The sequence below is a fragment of the Vibrio hannami genome, from assembly GCF_029589055.1.
GTDB lineage: Bacteria > Pseudomonadota > Gammaproteobacteria > Enterobacterales > Vibrionaceae > Vibrio > Vibrio hannami.
Genome location: NZ_JARQZP010000007.1, coordinates 1,099,520 through 1,116,830, shown reverse-complemented (window position 1 = coordinate 1,116,830; position 17,311 = coordinate 1,099,520). Strand labels below are relative to the sequence as shown.

Below are 17,311 nucleotides of genomic sequence, written 5' to 3'. Positions count from 1 at the left end.
ACTATTTAGGCTGATAGGTAAATCAATTACTGATTTACTTTCAGCTTCTGAAAGTACTCTTCGTAAAGTGCGCTTGCTTCACCAACTTCGTCTTGCCAGAAACCAGAATCCATTACTTCCTGAGGAGGGAATACATTTGGATCTTCAGCAAATTCTTTTGGTAGTAGCGAATACGCCGTCTTAACAGGAGTAGGGTAACCAATTTCTACCGCTATTTTTGCAGCGTTTTCTGGGCGTAATAAGAAGTCAATCATCTTATATGCTGCGTCTACGTTTTTTGCACCAGCCGGGATCGATAAACTATCCATCCAGAAAATAGTGCCTTTTTCTGGCCAAACGATTTCGATGTTTGCGCCTTCCTGACGTGCCATATAAGCAGAGCCGTTCCAAAGCATACCCAGAGAAGTTTCGCCCGCTAAATACGGATTTGCAGGGAAATCAGAGTTGAACACCAGAACATTAGGCATAATAGACTTTAACTCTTCATACGCAGCTTTGATTTCTTCTGGGTTAGTTGTGTTGGTGGAATAGCCAAGCTTAACTAGAGCAATATGGAAAAACTCTCGTGAGTCATCCATCATCATTAGTTGACCTTCCCACTTTTGGTCCCAAAGATCGCTCCAGTTTTTAATGTTAGAAGTGTCTAACATGTCGGCGTTTACACCAATGCCTGTTGCACCCCAGATATACGGAATAGAGTAGTCATTTCCCGGATCAAAAGATTTGTTCAGGTAGTTTGGATCCAGATCTTTAAAATGTTCTAACTTCTTTTTATCGATTTTTTGCAGCATGTTTTCTTTACGCATTTTCGATACAAAATACGTAGAAGGAACGACCAAATCGTAACCTTTACCCTGAGTCTTTAGTTTGGCATACATGGTCTCATTTGACTCATAAGTCGAGTAGATAACCTTGATGCCAGTTTCCTTAGTAAAGTCTTCAAGAACCGAGTTAGGGATATATTCAGACCAGTTGTAAAAATAAAGCTCTTTATCTTCAGCTAAAGCTGGTGAAGCAATTACTACGCTTGAAATAGCAGCACATAAAGCGCTTTTAAATGTTTTTGACCAGTTTTTCATGACATTTCCATCTTTTGACAATGACATTTGGGTTAACTAATAGACCAAGTACTAAAACCGTTAAGTATTGGCCTTTCTCACGAATTCTAAACTAGATAATAAAGTTTTCAATATCAGTTAGATATGTTTATAGATATAAACTATTTAATTTTTCTCTTGCTAGCAGTTGTGAAAGTAGTACCAGAACAAGTGAAACCACTAGCATAACTGCCGCCAACGCATTTACTTCAGGAGATATACCGACTTTAACCATGGAATAAATCTTCAATGGAAGAATCTCATAGGTCGGCCCAGTGACGAATGAACTAATGATTACGTCATCTAAAGAGAGCGTAAAGCTAAGCAACCAACCAGCGGCTATTGCCGGCTTAGCTAAGGGAAAGATTATCTGCTTAAGTATGACCCATTCTCCAGCCCCCAGATCTTTGGCGGCCTCTAACATCTTGACATCAAACCCATTAAGCCGACTGTAAACTGTTACCACAACAAACGGCAGGCAAAACGTTATGTGTGCGATTAGCAGAGTTAAAAAGCCCAGTTGTGCCCCAAGTATCAAAAACAGAGCGAGTAGGGATATTGCCATCACAATGTCGGGAGACATCATCACTACAAAAAGCAAAACGTTAACAACCCCTTTACCTTTAAAGCGGTATCGAAACAGTGCAACGGCTGTGAGCGAACCGAGTAATGTAGCTGCAGTAGCGGAAAACACAGCGATGTTAATAGAATGCCACGCAGCTTGCATAAGACTATCGTTATTGAATAGCGCACTGTACCATTTCGTTGTCCATCCACCCCATTTCATGCCAAATTTATTGGAATTAAACGAGTTAACTATCAGGACGATAATCGGTAGATAGAGAAAAAGGTAGACCAACCCCATAAAGCTGAAATTAAATAGTTTTTTCATGACTCCAGCTCCACTTTACGGTTGAGCATTCTTCCTGCTTTATAGTAGGCATACAGCAAAACAGCCATAACCACGGTTAGTGAGATACTGGTTGCAGCACCAAACGGCCAGTCCCTGGCATTGAGTACCTGGCTCTTAATGACGTTACCAACAAGCAAGTTCTTGGCGCCACCTAACAAATCAGAAACATAGAACATTCCGAGAGCAGGGAGCAGAACCAGCAAACAACCACCAATAATACCGGGCATGGTGAGTGGTAAAATAACTCTTATAAACGTTTGAAACTTATTCGCCCCTAAATCCTTAGCCGCTTCAAGGTAGGTGTTATCGAGCTTCTCGATAGCAGAGTAGAGCGGCAGGATCATAAACGGTAATAGTATATACACTAGACCTATCATGACGGCTGTCTCGGTGTACATAATACGTAGTGGTTTATCGATGATATCCAGATACAAAAGGGATTTATTGAAAATACCTTGCGTGCCAATCACAATTTTTAAACCATAAGTTCGGATCAGCGAGTTGGTCCAGAACGGTACTATTACCAAAAATAGCATAATGGGACGCCAGTTAACCGGCATCCGGGCGATTATGTAAGCAAATGGGTATCCGATTATAAGGCATAGCAGTGTTGCTATTGTTGCCATATAAAAGGAGTGCATCAAAACCTTAAGGTACAGTGGATCCGCGAGTCGAATGTAGTTCGATAAGGTAAACGTGAACTCAATCAGGTTTGATTCGTGACGTGTAAAAAAGCTTGTACCTATAATCATCAGGTTTGGCAAAAAGACAAAAAGCATCAGCCAACTGACGATCAGAAATACAATAACCTTTTCTAGGCTAACTCTATTTGTTGTCATCTTTTAGTACCACTTCCCAGTTCTCTACCCAGGTTACAGCAACTTTTTGACCTAACGAATGGTCTACATCTGGATCGTCTTCATTAAAGAATTCACTCACCATGACTTTGTCACCAGAAGCCAATTCTACTAGCGAATCAAGAGTCATTCCTTTATAGGTTCTATCCGTTACATGTCCGACAATGCCTGAATTTTGACTCTCTTTAATTTCTTCAAGGCGTAGATCTTCTGGCCGCAAAAAGAACTTGAAGTTTCTCACCTTTGACTATCTCTTTGTCATAATAGATGACTGCTTCAGCGCCTTCGATTTCGGCCGAGATTCGTTTTTCATCTATCCGTTTAATGGTTGTTGCTTCGAAGACATTAATCTCTCCGATGAAGCGGGCAACAAAAAGGTTTCTCGGTTCTTCATATATCTCTTTTGGCGTACCATCCTGCTCGATCACACCATCTCGCATCACGATGATTCGGTCAGACATCGAGAGTGCTTCTTCCTGATCGTGGGTGACGAAAACAAAGGTAATACCTAGTTGACGTTGCAACTGCTTCAACTCAATTTGCATCTGCTTTCGCAGTTTGTAATCAAGTGCTGACAGTGATTCGTCCAGCAATAGAACCTTTGGCTTGTTTACCACTGCTCGGGCGATAGCAATACGCTGCTGTTGACCACCAGATAGCTGGTGAGGTTTTCGTAAAGCCATCTCTTCCAGGCGAACCATTTTGAGAGCTTCGGTCACTCTTGGCTTTATTTCTGATGCAGGGACTTTCTGCATTTTTAGTCCAAATGCAACGTTCTCATAAACCGTCATATGTGGGAAAAGGGCGTAGCTCTGAAACACAGTATTTACCGGTCGAGTTTCAGATGGAACCTCGGTAACATCATCGTTATCGAGGATAATACTTCCCCTGTCGGGGGACTCAAACCCGGCTATCATTCTTAATACCGTTGTTTTACCACAACCCGACGGACCCAAAATGGTAAGAAACTCACCGTGATTTACAGTTAAACTAAGCGTACTGATGACTTGTTTACCATCAAAACTCTTAGCGACGCTTTTCAGTTCTACAACTGGATGTCCAGAATGTTTTATTCTTTCCAATTCAGTTCCACTCCTAAAAATTGCAGTATTGCAAATGGCAAAAAATTTACCCAGATAAGAAAGCGTGAATCATAGTATGCGTTTATTTTGTAATAAAGCATTTTTATAACAATTTCCCGCAATTATTGGGTAAATAAACGTAATTTTAGCCGAATAGATAGCCGCTTGTCGGTGAACGAGTGACTATTTGATATAATTTAACATTTTCTCAATTAGATAAGGCTTTCAAGAAAGCTTAACAATTCAGTATACTGTGAAACATCTTCAACTAAGAGGTGACACGAGTATATTGCCTCGGAAATTTATATGAACAAGAGTGTAGAAAAAACATTTAACCTTGGTGGTTCGGTAGAGAAAGCGTTGACAGGAGATTATGACTTAAAAGTGTTTCCTGTACTTCAGGAAGCATGGAAATTTACCATGCGCCATTTTCTCTCTTTCTCTCCTGCAATCGTATTTCTGTTACTGGTGCAGGCCGCCATTTTCTATATCGCATTACAAATGCAAATTGGCGATCCATGGCAGATCATTGAGATGATTCAAAATCCGGAAACGCTTGACCCAAACGTTTTTCAGGCGGTGTTTGTTGCCAATTTTAGTTATGAAGTTGTGAGTGCGCCGATTTTTGCCGGTGTGAGTTTGATGGCCATGAGTCATGCTGCTGGGCTGAAAACCAACAGTAAGCAAATATTTAAAGGTTTACAGTTTACGATCCCGGTGATTATCGCAACCCTTATTGGCTTATTGCTACAGGGGATAGCAGGAATGCTGTTACCCTTGTTATCTATGTATTTTTCTATTGCATTCAGCAATGCGGTTTTATTGATCTGTGAGAAAGAGTTTCTCCAATGCGTTCTTTGTTCCTCTCACTCAGAGCGGTAAACAAGAAGCTGTTTCCAATCGCGACTTTGTACCTGTTTATGATGTTTGCATTTGTTGCTGCTGCTATCTTTTACGGCTTCATGCTGATTTTCGTTCTTCCAATGTTCTTCCATGTAAAAGGCATCATTTATCGAAATATGTTTGGTATTACATTGAAAATCGTTTCGACAGAGAACGCGGATAGCGAAAGAGATGATGATGACAATGACGATCCATCAAGCTCTGATGACCACAACGATCAAGGCGACTCAAAGGATTCTCAAATCTTCAATGCGTAATGTAGTTAAGTTGTGTGTAGCGATGTTCTTAGCTATCGCTACCTTTTACCCATTCTTTAAATCTGAAGTAACTGAAATAATCGAGTCCGTTGAGGAGGATGATCGACCTGACTTCAAATCACACTCAGACGTCAATAAGAAGAAAATTGCGTTTTTTGATTACCTGAGGGGTGGCGTTGAACGAGAAAATAAACGAATAGAGAGTGAAAGAGGGCAATTGCTTGCGATTAAAAAGCTGTCGTCGTTTAAATCTCTAACTGAAAAACAAGTTCAGCTTGTCGCTAACATTGCCAGCAAATACAAACTAGATCTGCCTGATACCGGAATCACCGAAGATTGGCTCGATAAAGCACTACTCAAAGTAAATGTTCTTCCAGAATCTTTAGTGCTTACTCAGGCGGCCAATGAGTCCGCATGGGGAACATCCAGATTTGCTGTAGAAGGGAACAACTTTTTTGGACAATGGTGCTATACCAAAGGTTGTGGTCTGATTCCTTTACAACGAAATGAAGATGCGACTCACGAAGTTGCAAAATTTGCTTCCGCTGAAGATTCAATCCATGCGTATTTTATGAATGTGAATCGCAATCGCGCGTATCAGGAGTTGCGCGAAATAAGACAAAATTTAGCGACAGAAGGTAAGAGCTTACTTGATAGCAATGCGGCTATAGCATTGACTCAGGGATTACATCGCTATTCTGAGCGAGGCCACGACTACGTAGATGAGATCCAGGCGATGATTCGAGTTAACAAAAAATATTGGACGACACAATAATGATAAGAAAAATCTGTACCCTTGCAGCCTGCTTAGCTCTGGCTGCACCGGTCACACATGCCCAGGAGTATATGTTTACGTACTCTAAGCTGTTTTCGCAGCTAAAGCACAACAACGAAGAGCAGTTCACCGATGTAAAAGTGGCTATTTTCTTTAATGATGCCGAATACAAGACACAATGTAAGATTCACAAAGCCTGGATGGAAAAGGAAGAACACTACGAAGAGTTACAGGTATCCGATATTCAGGAAGTTATTGTGCCTATCGACGGCAACCTGAAATCGGCCAATCCACTCGTGTTTATCCAGACCCCGCAAAACAGGCGCTGTGATTACTCAGTTGTAGTGATGGGAAAGACTCAACTCGAGGGAAAGGTGAGTTACAGCCAATTGGCGCCCATGCTGCCACAAATGCAGGAAATGCTAGAAACTCTGGGGGGGATGTTTGCCAGTTTCTTTACTCCTAAAGTCGAGGGTTTGACTCTCGAATTTACCGAACAAGAAGGTGATATTTTGCTGTCGAACGGGAAAACGGTTCAGATAGACAAGGGCAGAGCGCGAGTTTTGCTGGCAGATATTGCCCCGGATGGATATCTGGAATTGCCATATAAAACCAAAAGGGTTTTGCCCTGGTTACCTTCCGCGAAATAAAGCAAACGGGCCATTTGGCCCGTTTTTAGATTCTGTACAAATCAGATATTGGTAACATCCAGTTGTAAATTTGGATCGAACTCTACGACATCGTCGGAGTCTGGAGTTTGAACTGGAAACTCTTCTTTATCAAACCCAATATCACCACCGTTAATGACACCTGAGTCGCGGTCGATAGATTTGAAGTCGAACAGTTCATAGTCTGCCAGGTGACTTGGCACTACGTTTTGCATTGCTCTGAACATAGTTTCGATACGCCCAGGGAACTGCTTATCCCAGCCATTTAGCATCTGCTTAATATGCTGACGCTGAAGATTTGGCTGAGAGCCACATAGATTACATGGAATAATCGGGTACTCGCGCATATCAGCGTACTTAATGATATCTTTTTCACGACAGTACGCCAGCGGCCTGATAACAACGTGCTCACCGTTATCTGATACCAACTTCGGTGGCATTCCTTTCATTTTCCCGCCATGGAACATATTCAGGAACAATGTCTCAAGAATATCGTCACGGTGGTGACCCAGTGCAATTTTCGTTGCACCTAGTTCTTTAGCTGTGCGGTATAAAATGCCACGTCTAAGACGAGAGCACAGTGAACATGTGGTTTTTCCTTCAGGAATTTTGTCCTGAACGATAGAGTAGGTATCTTCTTCTACGATTTTATATTCAATGCCCAGGCTTTCCAGATACTCGGGCAGAATATGTTCCGGGAACCCTGGTTGTTTTTGGTCTAGGTTAACAGCGATTAACTTAAAAGAAACCGGTGCGCTTTTCTGCAGACTCATCAAAACATCCAGCATGGTAAAGCTATCCTTACCACCAGAAAGGCAAACCATTACCCTGTCACCTTCTTCAATCATATTGAAGTCAGCAATGGCCTGGCCGGTATTACGACGAATACGTTTTTGCAGCTTGTTAAAGTTGTATTGCTGAGCTTTAGTTCGCTCTTGTTTCTGTTCAGTCATAGTGTTGCTGTAATAACCTTGTACAATCGGGAGAGGGTATAATACGGATAATTTTCTGAGATACCAGCGATAAAAAATCCCCGCCTGAAGAAAGCGGGGATTCCTCATATATAAAAGTTATATTATTCAATGTGATCTGGGTCGAGTGGGCTTATATAACCTGCAGGTTTCAGAGCGAGTACATCGCAATTGATTTTATCTATCACATGCTCGGCGGTATTACCAATAAACACTGCAGATAGTCCGGTTCGACCGGTGGTACCAAGGATAACTAACCCAGCATCAAGTTCATCGGCTACCGCAGGAACGATGTCCTCAGGCAAGCCTTGTTCAACACGAGTGTTTTCTTCCTCAATGCCATGTTTTTGTCTTAGTGCTTTCATTGACTTGAGGTGGTGCCCACGTACCGCATCGGTATAGGTAGCAGGATCGAACTCAGGCAGTTCGATGGTGATATTGGCAGGTGTAACCGGATAGGTATTTAACAGATAAGGTGTTGCATCTAAACGTCGGCATAGATTCTTAAGTTGCTCGACCATACAGTCATTTAGGTCGATATGGGTTGGATTTTCAGAGCCGACATGAACAGATGCGATAATATTGCCGTTCTCTGGCCACTCATGGTTTTTAACTAGTAGTACAGGACATGGGCACTTTCTTAGTAAATGCCAGTCTGTTGGTGTGAATATTACTGACTCCAGAACATCGTGTTTCCTTGTTCCTTTGATCAAAACTTCATGCTTGCCTTCAAACACCTGAGATACGATAGCTTCATAGGGACGATTATGCCAAACCACTTTCACATCAAATTCAACTGTATCGTCGATATAAGGTTGTGCGACTTCTCGCATCCAGTTTTCTCGCTGCTGAATAACGCCACGACGCATGGCATCTCTTTCGTCACTGGAAAGCATCGATGTCATTTCGTAAGAGAAATCATATATAGAAAGGAAGAAGGTGATATGGCTTTTTGAGGTGCTCTTACGAGCGAGCTGCATGGCTCGGGCTAACGCAGACTGAGCCTCATTATTAACATCCGCTACGACTAAGATCTTACTGTAAATACTCATAAAAGCTCCTTATTAATGGAGAATAACCAAAGAGTTAAATCGATCCTTCCATTTAAATGTAGCTTATTTAGAGTGAAATGATTAGCAAAACCGAGGCGTAAGAGGCAGAAACTTGAAGTGGCTCTTAATCGAGCCACTTCTGTAGGTATTTGATGTGTCGAGATTAATTACTCTTCTGGGGTAATTCCGGCAAGAACTTTTAGCTCATCGTGATCAAGGATAGTGATGTATTTACCTTTCACACTCAGAATTTCCGATTTCTGGAAACGGCCCAGTAAACGACTGATGGTTTCTACCGTCAAGCCGAGGTAGTTACCGATATCGCCTCGGGTCATAGTCAATCTGAACTCTCTAGGGCTGAAGCCACGCTGAGAGAATCGAGTAGATAAGTTATAAAGGAACGCAGCAAGCCTTTCTTCAGCATTCTTTTTAGAAAGAAGCAGAATCATATCCTGATCGCCTTTTATTTCACTACTCATCAGACGCATTATTTGCTGACGTAGCTTTGGCATTTTGCCCGATAAATCGTCGAGGATTTCATAAGGAATTTCACAAACCATCGATGTTTCAAGAGCTTGTGCAAAAGATGGGTGAGCATTGCCGTTTATAGCATCAAAGCCAACCAAATCGCCTGCAAGATGGAATGCGGTAATTTGCTCATCGCCTTGCTCCGTGATGGTGTAACTTTTGATGGTCCCTGAACGTATAGCGTATAGTGACTTTAGCTCGTCACCGGCTTTAAACAGCTCTTGCCCTTTTTGAATAGGCTTTTTACGTTCAATAATCTGATCAAGTTGGTCTAACTCAGACTCGTTCAGTGTAAATGGGATACATAACTGAGAAATACTGCAGTCTTGACAATGTATTGCACAACCACCGGATTGAATTCTTTTGTAGCTGGTTTTTCCGAAATCATAACTTCCAAGTCACTATTTGATATACATCAATATTTTAGCATCGCAGTATCATAAAGGACAGCTAAAAAACTTACGGTATTACAGAAAGATATCAAAAGTGTTATAAAAGTCTTACTGTTTCATAAGCGATATACGTGCCGTAACAGAGCAGAATTAAAGCCCCAACTTTGCGAAACGTCGCAGAATTTCTGATGTTTTTGATATATCCAGCACCAACTCCGACCGCCAGCATAGCCGGCAATGTTCCTATACCGAATGCAAGCATGATAAAGCCGCCGTTCATAGCGCTACCTGAAACCGCAGCCCAGGTTAAGGTCGAATAGACAAGCCCGCATGGCAACCATCCCCATAAAAAGCCTAAAGGGACGGCATACACCGGCGATTTTAGTGGCAAAAGCTTAGTTGTCACTGGAGAAATGTACTTCCAGATATGTTGCCCGAGCTTCTCAACCGTAAGTAAGCCTTGCCACCAGTTACCAATGTATAACGCCAATACAATCATGACGACAGCAGATAACAACCTTAACCAGTTAAGTACCGCAAAATCTGTCGCTATTTGAGAAGCACTTGCCACCGCGCCACCAATCACGGCTCCGGTTAGGGTATAGCTTATAAGCCTGCCGAAATTATAGAACAGAGGCGTGAGTAATTTGCCGCTCTTGGAAACAGAGGTGAGTCCAATCGCTGATGCGATACCGCCGCACATTCCCATACAGTGTGCCGAACCAAGCACACCAATCATTAAGGCGCCTAACCAATCACTACTTATCATGGTCTTTCTTTATTTTCTCGTCTTCGTCAAAAAGAATGTTGGAACCTTGTCTTTCAAGATCTTCAAACTGTTCCGTCTTTACTGCCCAAATAAATACAGCTACCGCAAGGCAAACAAAAACAATTGCGATTGGAATAAGAATATAGAGACTAGCCATTTTGTTTTAGCAACCTAAGTGAATTTGAAACGACAATAATAGAACTCGCCGACATACCAACAACAGCGATGTATGGTGCAACCAGTCCAGAAACAGCGAGAGGCAGAATCAACACATTGTAACCAAGCGACCAAAGTAAGTTTTGTCTGATTATACTGCGAGTTTTAAGCGCGAGTTTGCGCGCTTCCAGAAGTTTATCTAATTTATCGCCAAGTAAAACCATATCCGCTGAGGCTTTGGCAATATCAGTACCACCACCCATTGCGACAGAAAGGTGCGCGCCGGCGAGGGTAGGCGCATCATTAATACCGTCCCCAACCATTAGAGTGATATCGTCACTATCCAGGCTATTTAAGTAGTTCAACTTTCCTTCAGGAGTTGCGTCGGTAATCACAGAATCGATACCAATCTCACTCGCTACTTTTTGTGCATTTATTGATGTGTCACCGGTAAGCAGCGTTGTTTTTATGCCAGCTTCAGAGAATTGCGAAATAAATTCACGACTTTCTATGCGCACAGGATCTTTGTACTTGAATGTCGCAACATGAACTCCATTCACCGAGAGAAAAACGGCCGCAGTTTCAGTGGTGTTATCGTCACCCAAAACAAAGCGAGCGTTGCCGATGCGGCATTCCTGACCATTCCAGTATGCGCTAACACCTGACCCGATAATGTTTTTCGCATTCTCTACCTGAATGCTGTCATTTTTGAAGACCTCAAATGCCTTTGCGATAGGATGGTTTGCGTGTCTTTCCATCGAAGAGGCAAGGGCATACGCCAAGTTTTCATCAAAATCATTGAAAACTGCAATGGAGTCTATCTCTATCTTGCCTTCGGTCAGCGTTCCGGTTTTGTCTATCACCAGGTGATTAATCTTGCATAGGGTCTCAAATACATGACCCTTTCTCAAAAGGATGCCCAAATCACCTAATCGCGAAGTAGAGCAGGTGATCGCTGTAGGTGTTGCTAATGAGAGAGCACAAGGGCACGTTGCTACTAACACGGCTAGCATAATCCAAAATGCGTCGTCAGGTTTATTCTGATTCCAGTACAACCAGGTACCAGCAGCTACAATCAATATTACTGCTACAAAGTAACGGGCAACCACATCTGCAATTTCCGCAACCCTTGGTTTAGAGAGTTGAGCTTCATCTTGCAGTCGGACGATGTTTGATAACATCGACTCTGCTTTACTTTGAGTAACTTCCAGTTCGAACGATTCATCGGTGTTCAAGGTGCCAGCATAAACAATATCTCCAACTTGTTTTACTACGGGAACCGACTCACCGGTTAACATAGATTCATCAACATGAATTCTGCCACGAAGAATGTTGCCATCAGCGGGGATATGTTCCCCGGGTAATACTCGAACCTTATCGCCTTGTTTAAGCGTTTTAACCGGCACCTGGGAGCCATCCAATTTAGTCGCCATTGTGGGTATAAGCTTGAGAAGGTTCGCGCTTGCAGCGGCGGCTTTACGCCTAGCCCGCATCTCAAGAAAACGACCAAGCAACAAGAAGAAAGTGAACATTGAGATGGACTCGAAGAACACCTCACCTTTTTCACCGACAGTAGCAACCACGCTCGCTATATAGGCGAATATCAGAGCAATGGATACAGGAACATCCATACCCAGTGTTTTGCCCCGAATACTTCTCCAGGCATTCAGGTAAAAGGGAAGAGCAGAATACAGCAGTACAGGTGTTGCAAAGATTAAACTTACAACTCGCAGGTACTGCTTAAATTCAGCATCGAGATCTCCGAAGATTTCAAAGTAAAGTGCGACTGCCAGCATCATTACTTGCATGGTGGCAATACCCGCCACTCCTAACCGATAAAGATACTGCTTCATCGATTGCTGATAGGAAGCTTCATAGGCATCGGCTTCGAACGGCGCGGCTTTATAGCCAAGAGTGTGAATAGAAGAAAGTAACTCGCTTAGCTTAGCTTGGGAATTATCCCAGCGAAGAATGGCACGGTTTGTCGTAGTGTTAACCCTGATGGAGTCTACACCTGTTTTGTCGTTCATCTGTTTTTCAATTAACCAGGCGCATGCAGCACAGGTCACACCCTCGAGTGACAATGTCACTTCGGAGTGGTTTTCGGACTTCCTGACAAACTCTGACTGAACATCTTCGTTGTCGTAATTAATAAGCGCCTGAAGTTGCTCTGGAACAAGATCGGCTTTTTCAGCTAATTCAGTTCGATACTGGTAATAACTGACAAGGCCACCGTTTACGATGGTTTCTGCCACAGCATGACAACCCGGGCAACACATATCTCGAGTTTCACCGAGAATCTCGACTTGAAAGTCCGTGTTATCCGGAACTGGTTCACCGCAGTGATAACAGCTCTTTGACATAGATTATCCCTGCGTATTAATTCGAAAGTGCGGTAGGAGACGACGACGGAAATGTAACCTTGCCCTGTACCAACCACTCCCTGGTATGTGGTTCTAACTCAACAAACCATGGGCCGGTTAGCGCTTTATCTAGAGTGTGGCGATATACGCCATTAGCATCGGAACTTAACAGAACCTGAAAGTCCTGATTTGGTAACGTGCGATGGGTAAAAATAACGTTGAGAGCAGGGTGGTGATTAAGTTCACCTTTATCAAAATCGATAACGATTTGGTTTTCTTCGGTATGAACGGAGGCTTTGATTTTCAGACCGTTCGCGGCATTTACTCTGGAAAGATCGACACTAATTGCCTTGCCTTTCTTGTAGTAATCCTCTGCGACGAGGTTAACCGAGTTTTTAGAAAAAATTGCGAATGTTGTTAAACTGGCGATAACAACACATAGAGGCAGTGCTATAAGAAACCAGGGCCAGAATTGTTTATACCAGGGCTTAACCATAAAAAATCTCTACGACAAAAAGAGTTATGAATTTAGCATTGATCAATGCTAAATAACGGGCTTTAAAATATAAAATTTTCAAAAGTTTAGGAGTAGTTCAAGAAAAGCCCCTTATTAAGGGGCTTTTAACCGTTTATTCTTCGGTGTTTCTAAGGTTCCAGACATATGCAGCAACTAGCTGAACTTTGTCTTCGCCAAGAATGTCTTTCCATGCAGGCATCACACCTGAACGACCATTTGCAACTGTCGCGGTAATCTCGGCACGAGAATCACCAAATAGCCAGTATTTATCGGTTAGGTCAGGCGCTCCAACCGCAGGGTTACCTTTACCGTCTGTACCATGACATGCTGCACAAACAACAAAGCGCTTCTTACCGGCTGCTGCTTCACGAGCGTTCACCTTACGGCCTGAAAGGCTAAGGGTATAAGTCACAACCTCTTGAATGCCTTCATCACCGAGTGCGGCTTGCCAAGGTGGCATCTGACCAATACGACCATCCCTGATGGTAGTTAGTATGGCTTCAGGCTCACCACCGTAAAGCCATGCATCGTCAACCAGGTTAGGGAACCCTTTCTGACCGCGAGCATCCGAACCATGACACTGAGAACAGTTTTGCAGGAAGAGTCGTTGACCGACCTTAATTGCATCTTCGTTTTGTGCCATTTCAGGAATTGACTTGTAACCACTGCCATCTTCTTTATATGCTAAGCGTTTAAATGCTTCGCCAAAGTACTCTTCAGCTTCACCTAATTCGCGAGCGTACTGATCCAATTGCTTATTACTCTGGGAGTCAGCAATTGAGGTCTTAGATTGCGCTAATGTGCTTACTGTTTGATCCGAACTCGTCCAGCCAAGGAATCCTTTAAAGTTGCCCATTCCCGGATAGAGTGCCAGATAAATCGCGGCAAAAATAAATGTTCCTATGAAAAGGTAGCTCCACCACTTAGGTAGTGGGCTATTAAGTTCACGAATTCCATCGTATTCGTGCCCCATATCTTCGCCGTCAGGAACGCCCATGTTATCGCGTAGACACCAAACCAGAATGACTGCACAGCCAACCAGAGTGACGAGCGTTAATACAATGATCCATAAACTCCAGAAAGTTGTCATTATTTGGTCACTCCTTGTTCAGATTTAGTTGGTTTAGGCTGCTCATCGGCGAAGACCAAATTTGCATCTTCTTCAAAGCGGGACTTACGGCTCTTGCCATAAGCCCACCAAACCACACCAAGGAAGCTGATAAATAAAGTAAGTGTCCAGAGACCGTGGAAAGTACCAATATCCATACCTATTCTCCTTACTTCATCGCATGACCAAGAGACTGAAGATAAGCAATCAGAGCATCCATCTCTGTTTTGCCTTCAACATCTTTCTTAGCATTTGCTATTTGTTCGTCAGTATATGGAACACCAAAGTGGTCGCGGAATAGCTGAAGTTTCTTAGGTGTAATTTCACCATCAAGCACATTCTCTTCAAGCCATGGGAAACCAGGCATATTTGACTCTGGCACAAGAGCACGAGGGTCGATAAGGTGTACACGATGCCATTCGTCAGAATAACGACCACCTACACGAGCCAGGTCTGGACCAGTACGTTTAGAACCCCATAAGAATGGATGCTCCCATACCGATTCACCAGCGACAGAGTAGTGACCATAGCGTTCTGTTTCAGCACGGAACGGACGAATCATCTGACTGTGACAAGTGTTACATCCTTCACGAATGTATACATCACGGCCTTCCATTTCCAACGCGGTGTATGGTCTTAGGTTTTCAACTGGTTCGTTTGTCTGCTTCTGAAACATCAAAGGAACAATTTCTACTAAAGCACCAAAACTGATCGCTACTACGATCAATATCGCTAGTAGACCAACATTTTTCTCGACAATTTCATGGCGATTATTTGAATTAGAACTCATTCTATAACCTCCTTAAGCCGGTTGTTCGATAGCTTTCAGGCTATCTTTAGGTGCAGTAATGGTCTTATAAGCGTTATAAGCCATCAGGAACATACCGGCCAGGAAGATAAATCCACCGATAAAACGAACTGTGTAGAACGGGTAAGACGCTTGTACAGATTCCACGAAGCTGTATGTAAGTGTTCCGTCTGCGTTAACTGCACGCCACATTAACCCTTGCATTACACCTGAGATCCACATCGCTACGATATATAGAACCGTACCGATTGTCGCTAGCCAGAAATGCACGTTGATTAGACTTACTGAGAACATTCTTTCCTGACCAAATAGTTTTGGAATCAGGTGGTAAACCGAACCGATAGATACCATAGCAACCCAACCAAGCGCACCTGAGTGTACGTGGCCGATAGTCCAGTCTGTGTAGTGTGAAAGTGCGTTAACTGTCTTAATCGACATCATCGGGCCTTCAAACGTAGACATACCGTAGAAAGAAAGTGAAACGATTAGGAAACGTAGAATAGGGTCGTAACGAAGTTTATGCCAGGCACCAGATAGCGTCATGATACCGTTGATCATACCACCCCATGATGGAGCAAACAGTACCAGTGACATCACCATACCAAGAGACTGTGTCCAGTCAGGTAGAGCGGTGTAGTGTAGGTGGTGAGGGCCAGCCCAGATATATAGAGAAACTAGCGCCCAGAAGTGTACGATAGACAGGCGGTAAGAGTATACCGGACGTTCTGCTTGCTTAGGCACGAAGTAGTACATCATACCCAGGAAACCCGCTGTAAGTAGGAAGCCTACGGCGTTGTGTCCATACCACCACTGAACCATTGCATCGACAGCACCTGAATACACAGAGTATGACTTCATACCTGATACAGGAATTGCCATGCTGTTAACAATATGAAGAACGGCTACTGTGATGATGAAGGCACCGAAGAACCAGTTCGCAACGTAGATGTGAGAGGTTTTACGTTTAATTAGCGTTCCAAAGAACACTACCGCATAAGCGACCCAGACAACCGCAATCGCGATATCAATTGGCCATTCTAGTTCAGCATATTCTTTGGCTGTTGAGTATCCCAAAGGTAGTGTGATGGCAGCAGATAAGATAATTGCCTGCCAACCCCAGAATGTGAACGGGACAAGAACGCCACCAAACAAACGCGTTTGACAAGTACGCTGCACAACATAATAGGATGTTGCAAACAGGGCACTGGTACCAAATGCAAAAATTACCGCGTTCGTATGAAGCGGACGTAGACGACTATAGGTAAGCCACGGCGTATCGAAATTTAGCTGTGGCCAGACGAGTTGAGCGGCAATAAAAACGCCAACCGCCATACCAACAATTCCCCATAGTATGGTTACCAGGGTGAATTGACGTACAACAGTATAGTTATAATTGTGCTCAAGCTGATTTACTTGGCTCATTATCATGCTTCCAGTTTATGATTGACTACTTTACTTTTATAACGACTTCATGTCGTAATGAATGCTAGCTCGAGGGAATAGGAATATGCGCTTAGAAGTTAAAATTTCCTATAATATTCCCTGGATAAATAACATTTTCCTCACAATGATAATGGATTTAACATTTTAATGACAACGAGTTAACCTCTAATTTTTTGATTGTTAGAACATTTATTTCTAAAACTTTGAAGCTTGTTACATCACGGATATAAAAATGGCATCAGAAAAACTAACCAAACAACGATTAGTGCATATTTTAATCATGATGGGAGTGCTGATATCGGCTTTTTTTGGCGAACTTTTGAACACAATCAGCAAGTTGTTAGTTGTACCCCGAAAAACAGTTGCGAAGTTGTGTTGAGCAATATTCATATTCCGATTGACTGGAATGCAGACGAAAAGGCGTACACTTCTGATCTGAAAGTGGACCTTCAACTGAAGGTTGAATTAACAAAAGGTAAAGCTTTGATCGTTCAAACTAATGAGATATTAACGATAACGCCACAATCGGACGTTATAGAGCTCTCAATTCTCGAGACCGTTTCTGGTCAGAGCGCATATATAACGCTAAATAAATAGTTTAGGCTTTAATTTTTGTATTGAATCGATACTATAAGATTATGATGTGTATCGA

At 42.8% G+C, this 17,311-nt stretch carries 16 protein-coding genes and 3 pseudogenes; 4 read left to right on the top strand and 15 right to left on the bottom strand.

The annotated features are described in order from the left end of the window. Positions 1 to 26: 26 nt before the first annotated feature. The 4 genes and pseudogenes from P7F88_RS19540 to potA all read right to left on the bottom strand — a co-directional run bounded on the left by P7F88_RS19540 (position 27) and on the right by potA (position 3,949). Positions 27 to 1,079: an extracellular solute-binding protein gene (locus tag P7F88_RS19540; RefSeq protein ID WP_277827489.1), complete on the bottom strand. Its 1,053-nt coding sequence runs from the start codon at positions 1,077 to 1,079 to the stop codon at positions 27 to 29. A 127-nt stretch (positions 1,080 to 1,206) separates the two neighbouring features. After that, positions 1,207 to 1,989 carry a spermidine/putrescine ABC transporter permease PotC gene (gene potC, locus P7F88_RS19535; RefSeq protein ID WP_277827487.1) on the bottom strand — a complete coding sequence of 261 codons (783 nt, stop codon included), beginning with the start codon at positions 1,987 to 1,989 and terminating at the stop codon, positions 1,207 to 1,209. Further along, complete coding sequence (potB, locus tag P7F88_RS19530; RefSeq protein ID WP_277827485.1) at positions 1,986 to 2,849, bottom strand: spermidine/putrescine ABC transporter permease PotB; 864 nt, start codon at positions 2,847 to 2,849, stop codon at positions 1,986 to 1,988. Before potB ends, potC begins: the two co-directional genes overlap by 4 nt. After that, positions 2,836 to 3,949: pseudogene (gene potA / locus P7F88_RS19525) on the bottom strand (spermidine/putrescine ABC transporter ATP-binding protein PotA). Before potA ends, potB begins: the two are co-directional and overlap by 14 nt. 306 nt (positions 3,950 to 4,255) lie before the next feature. Between potA and P7F88_RS19520 the strand changes: the two are divergent. The 3 genes and pseudogenes from P7F88_RS19520 to P7F88_RS19510 all read left to right on the top strand — a co-directional run bounded on the left by P7F88_RS19520 (position 4,256) and on the right by P7F88_RS19510 (position 6,534). After that, positions 4,256 to 5,109 (top strand): annotated as a pseudogene (locus tag P7F88_RS19520) (hypothetical protein). After that, positions 5,102 to 5,884 (top strand): glucosaminidase domain-containing protein, encoded by a 783-nt coding sequence (locus P7F88_RS19515; protein ID WP_277827483.1) that lies wholly within the window; start codon positions 5,102 to 5,104, stop codon positions 5,882 to 5,884. Before P7F88_RS19520 ends, P7F88_RS19515 begins: the two are co-directional and overlap by 8 nt. Continuing rightward, positions 5,884 to 6,534, top strand: coding sequence for a DUF2987 domain-containing protein (locus tag P7F88_RS19510; protein ID WP_277827481.1), 651 nt, complete (start codon positions 5,884 to 5,886; stop codon positions 6,532 to 6,534). Before P7F88_RS19515 ends, P7F88_RS19510 begins: the two co-directional genes overlap by 1 nt. Before the next feature lie 41 nt (positions 6,535 to 6,575). On the opposite strand, the gene ttcA is transcribed toward P7F88_RS19510, so the two are convergent. The 11 genes and pseudogenes from ttcA to ccoN all read right to left on the bottom strand — a co-directional run bounded on the left by ttcA (position 6,576) and on the right by ccoN (position 16,638). Continuing rightward, on the bottom strand, positions 6,576 to 7,505 hold the full coding sequence (gene ttcA, locus P7F88_RS19505) for a tRNA 2-thiocytidine(32) synthetase TtcA (protein ID WP_277827479.1): 930 nt from the start codon (positions 7,503 to 7,505) through the stop codon (positions 6,576 to 6,578). Between the two features lie 122 nt (positions 7,506 to 7,627). Then, positions 7,628 to 8,575 (bottom strand): universal stress protein UspE, encoded by a 948-nt coding sequence (gene uspE, locus P7F88_RS19500; protein WP_277827478.1) that lies wholly within the window; start codon positions 8,573 to 8,575, stop codon positions 7,628 to 7,630. 167 nt (positions 8,576 to 8,742) lie between these two features. Next, positions 8,743 to 9,491: pseudogene (locus P7F88_RS19495) on the bottom strand (FNR family transcription factor). A gap of 101 nt (positions 9,492 to 9,592) precedes the next feature. After that, entirely contained in the window at positions 9,593 to 10,261 is a 669-nt protein-coding gene (locus P7F88_RS19490) for a sulfite exporter TauE/SafE family protein (protein WP_277829232.1), read from the bottom strand. After that, positions 10,254 to 10,421, bottom strand: a complete 168-nt coding sequence (gene ccoS, locus P7F88_RS19485; RefSeq protein WP_277827476.1) for a cbb3-type cytochrome oxidase assembly protein CcoS — start codon at positions 10,419 to 10,421, stop codon at positions 10,254 to 10,256. The genes P7F88_RS19490 and ccoS overlap by 8 nt, the downstream gene beginning before the upstream one ends. Next, complete coding sequence (locus tag P7F88_RS19480; protein WP_277827474.1) at positions 10,414 to 12,783, bottom strand: heavy metal translocating P-type ATPase; 2,370 nt, start codon at positions 12,781 to 12,783, stop codon at positions 10,414 to 10,416. The genes ccoS and P7F88_RS19480 overlap by 8 nt, the downstream gene beginning before the upstream one ends. Positions 12,784 to 12,799: 16 nt before the next feature. Next, a complete protein-coding gene (locus P7F88_RS19475) occupies positions 12,800 to 13,279 on the bottom strand; it encodes a FixH family protein (RefSeq protein ID WP_277827472.1) in 480 nt (159 codons plus the stop codon). A 133-nt stretch (positions 13,280 to 13,412) separates the two neighbouring features. Further along, a complete protein-coding gene (ccoP, locus tag P7F88_RS19470) occupies positions 13,413 to 14,390 on the bottom strand; it encodes a cytochrome-c oxidase, cbb3-type subunit III (protein ID WP_277827470.1) in 978 nt (325 codons plus the stop codon). After that, positions 14,390 to 14,566 (bottom strand): cbb3-type cytochrome oxidase subunit 3, encoded by a 177-nt coding sequence (locus tag P7F88_RS19465; RefSeq protein WP_277827468.1) that lies wholly within the window; start codon positions 14,564 to 14,566, stop codon positions 14,390 to 14,392. The genes ccoP and P7F88_RS19465 overlap by 1 nt, the downstream gene beginning before the upstream one ends. Positions 14,567 to 14,577: 11 nt before the next feature. Continuing rightward, positions 14,578 to 15,198 (bottom strand): cytochrome-c oxidase, cbb3-type subunit II, encoded by a 621-nt coding sequence (gene ccoO / locus P7F88_RS19460; protein ID WP_277827466.1) that lies wholly within the window; start codon positions 15,196 to 15,198, stop codon positions 14,578 to 14,580. Between the two features lie 12 nt (positions 15,199 to 15,210). Next, positions 15,211 to 16,638, bottom strand: a complete 1,428-nt coding sequence (ccoN, locus tag P7F88_RS19455) for a cytochrome-c oxidase, cbb3-type subunit I (RefSeq protein WP_277827464.1) — start codon at positions 16,636 to 16,638, stop codon at positions 15,211 to 15,213. A gap of 396 nt (positions 16,639 to 17,034) precedes the next feature. Between ccoN and P7F88_RS19450 the strand changes: the two genes are divergently transcribed. Next, positions 17,035 to 17,256, top strand: a complete 222-nt coding sequence (locus P7F88_RS19450; protein ID WP_277827462.1) for a hypothetical protein — start codon at positions 17,035 to 17,037, stop codon at positions 17,254 to 17,256. Positions 17,257 to 17,311: the final 55 nt, after the last annotated feature.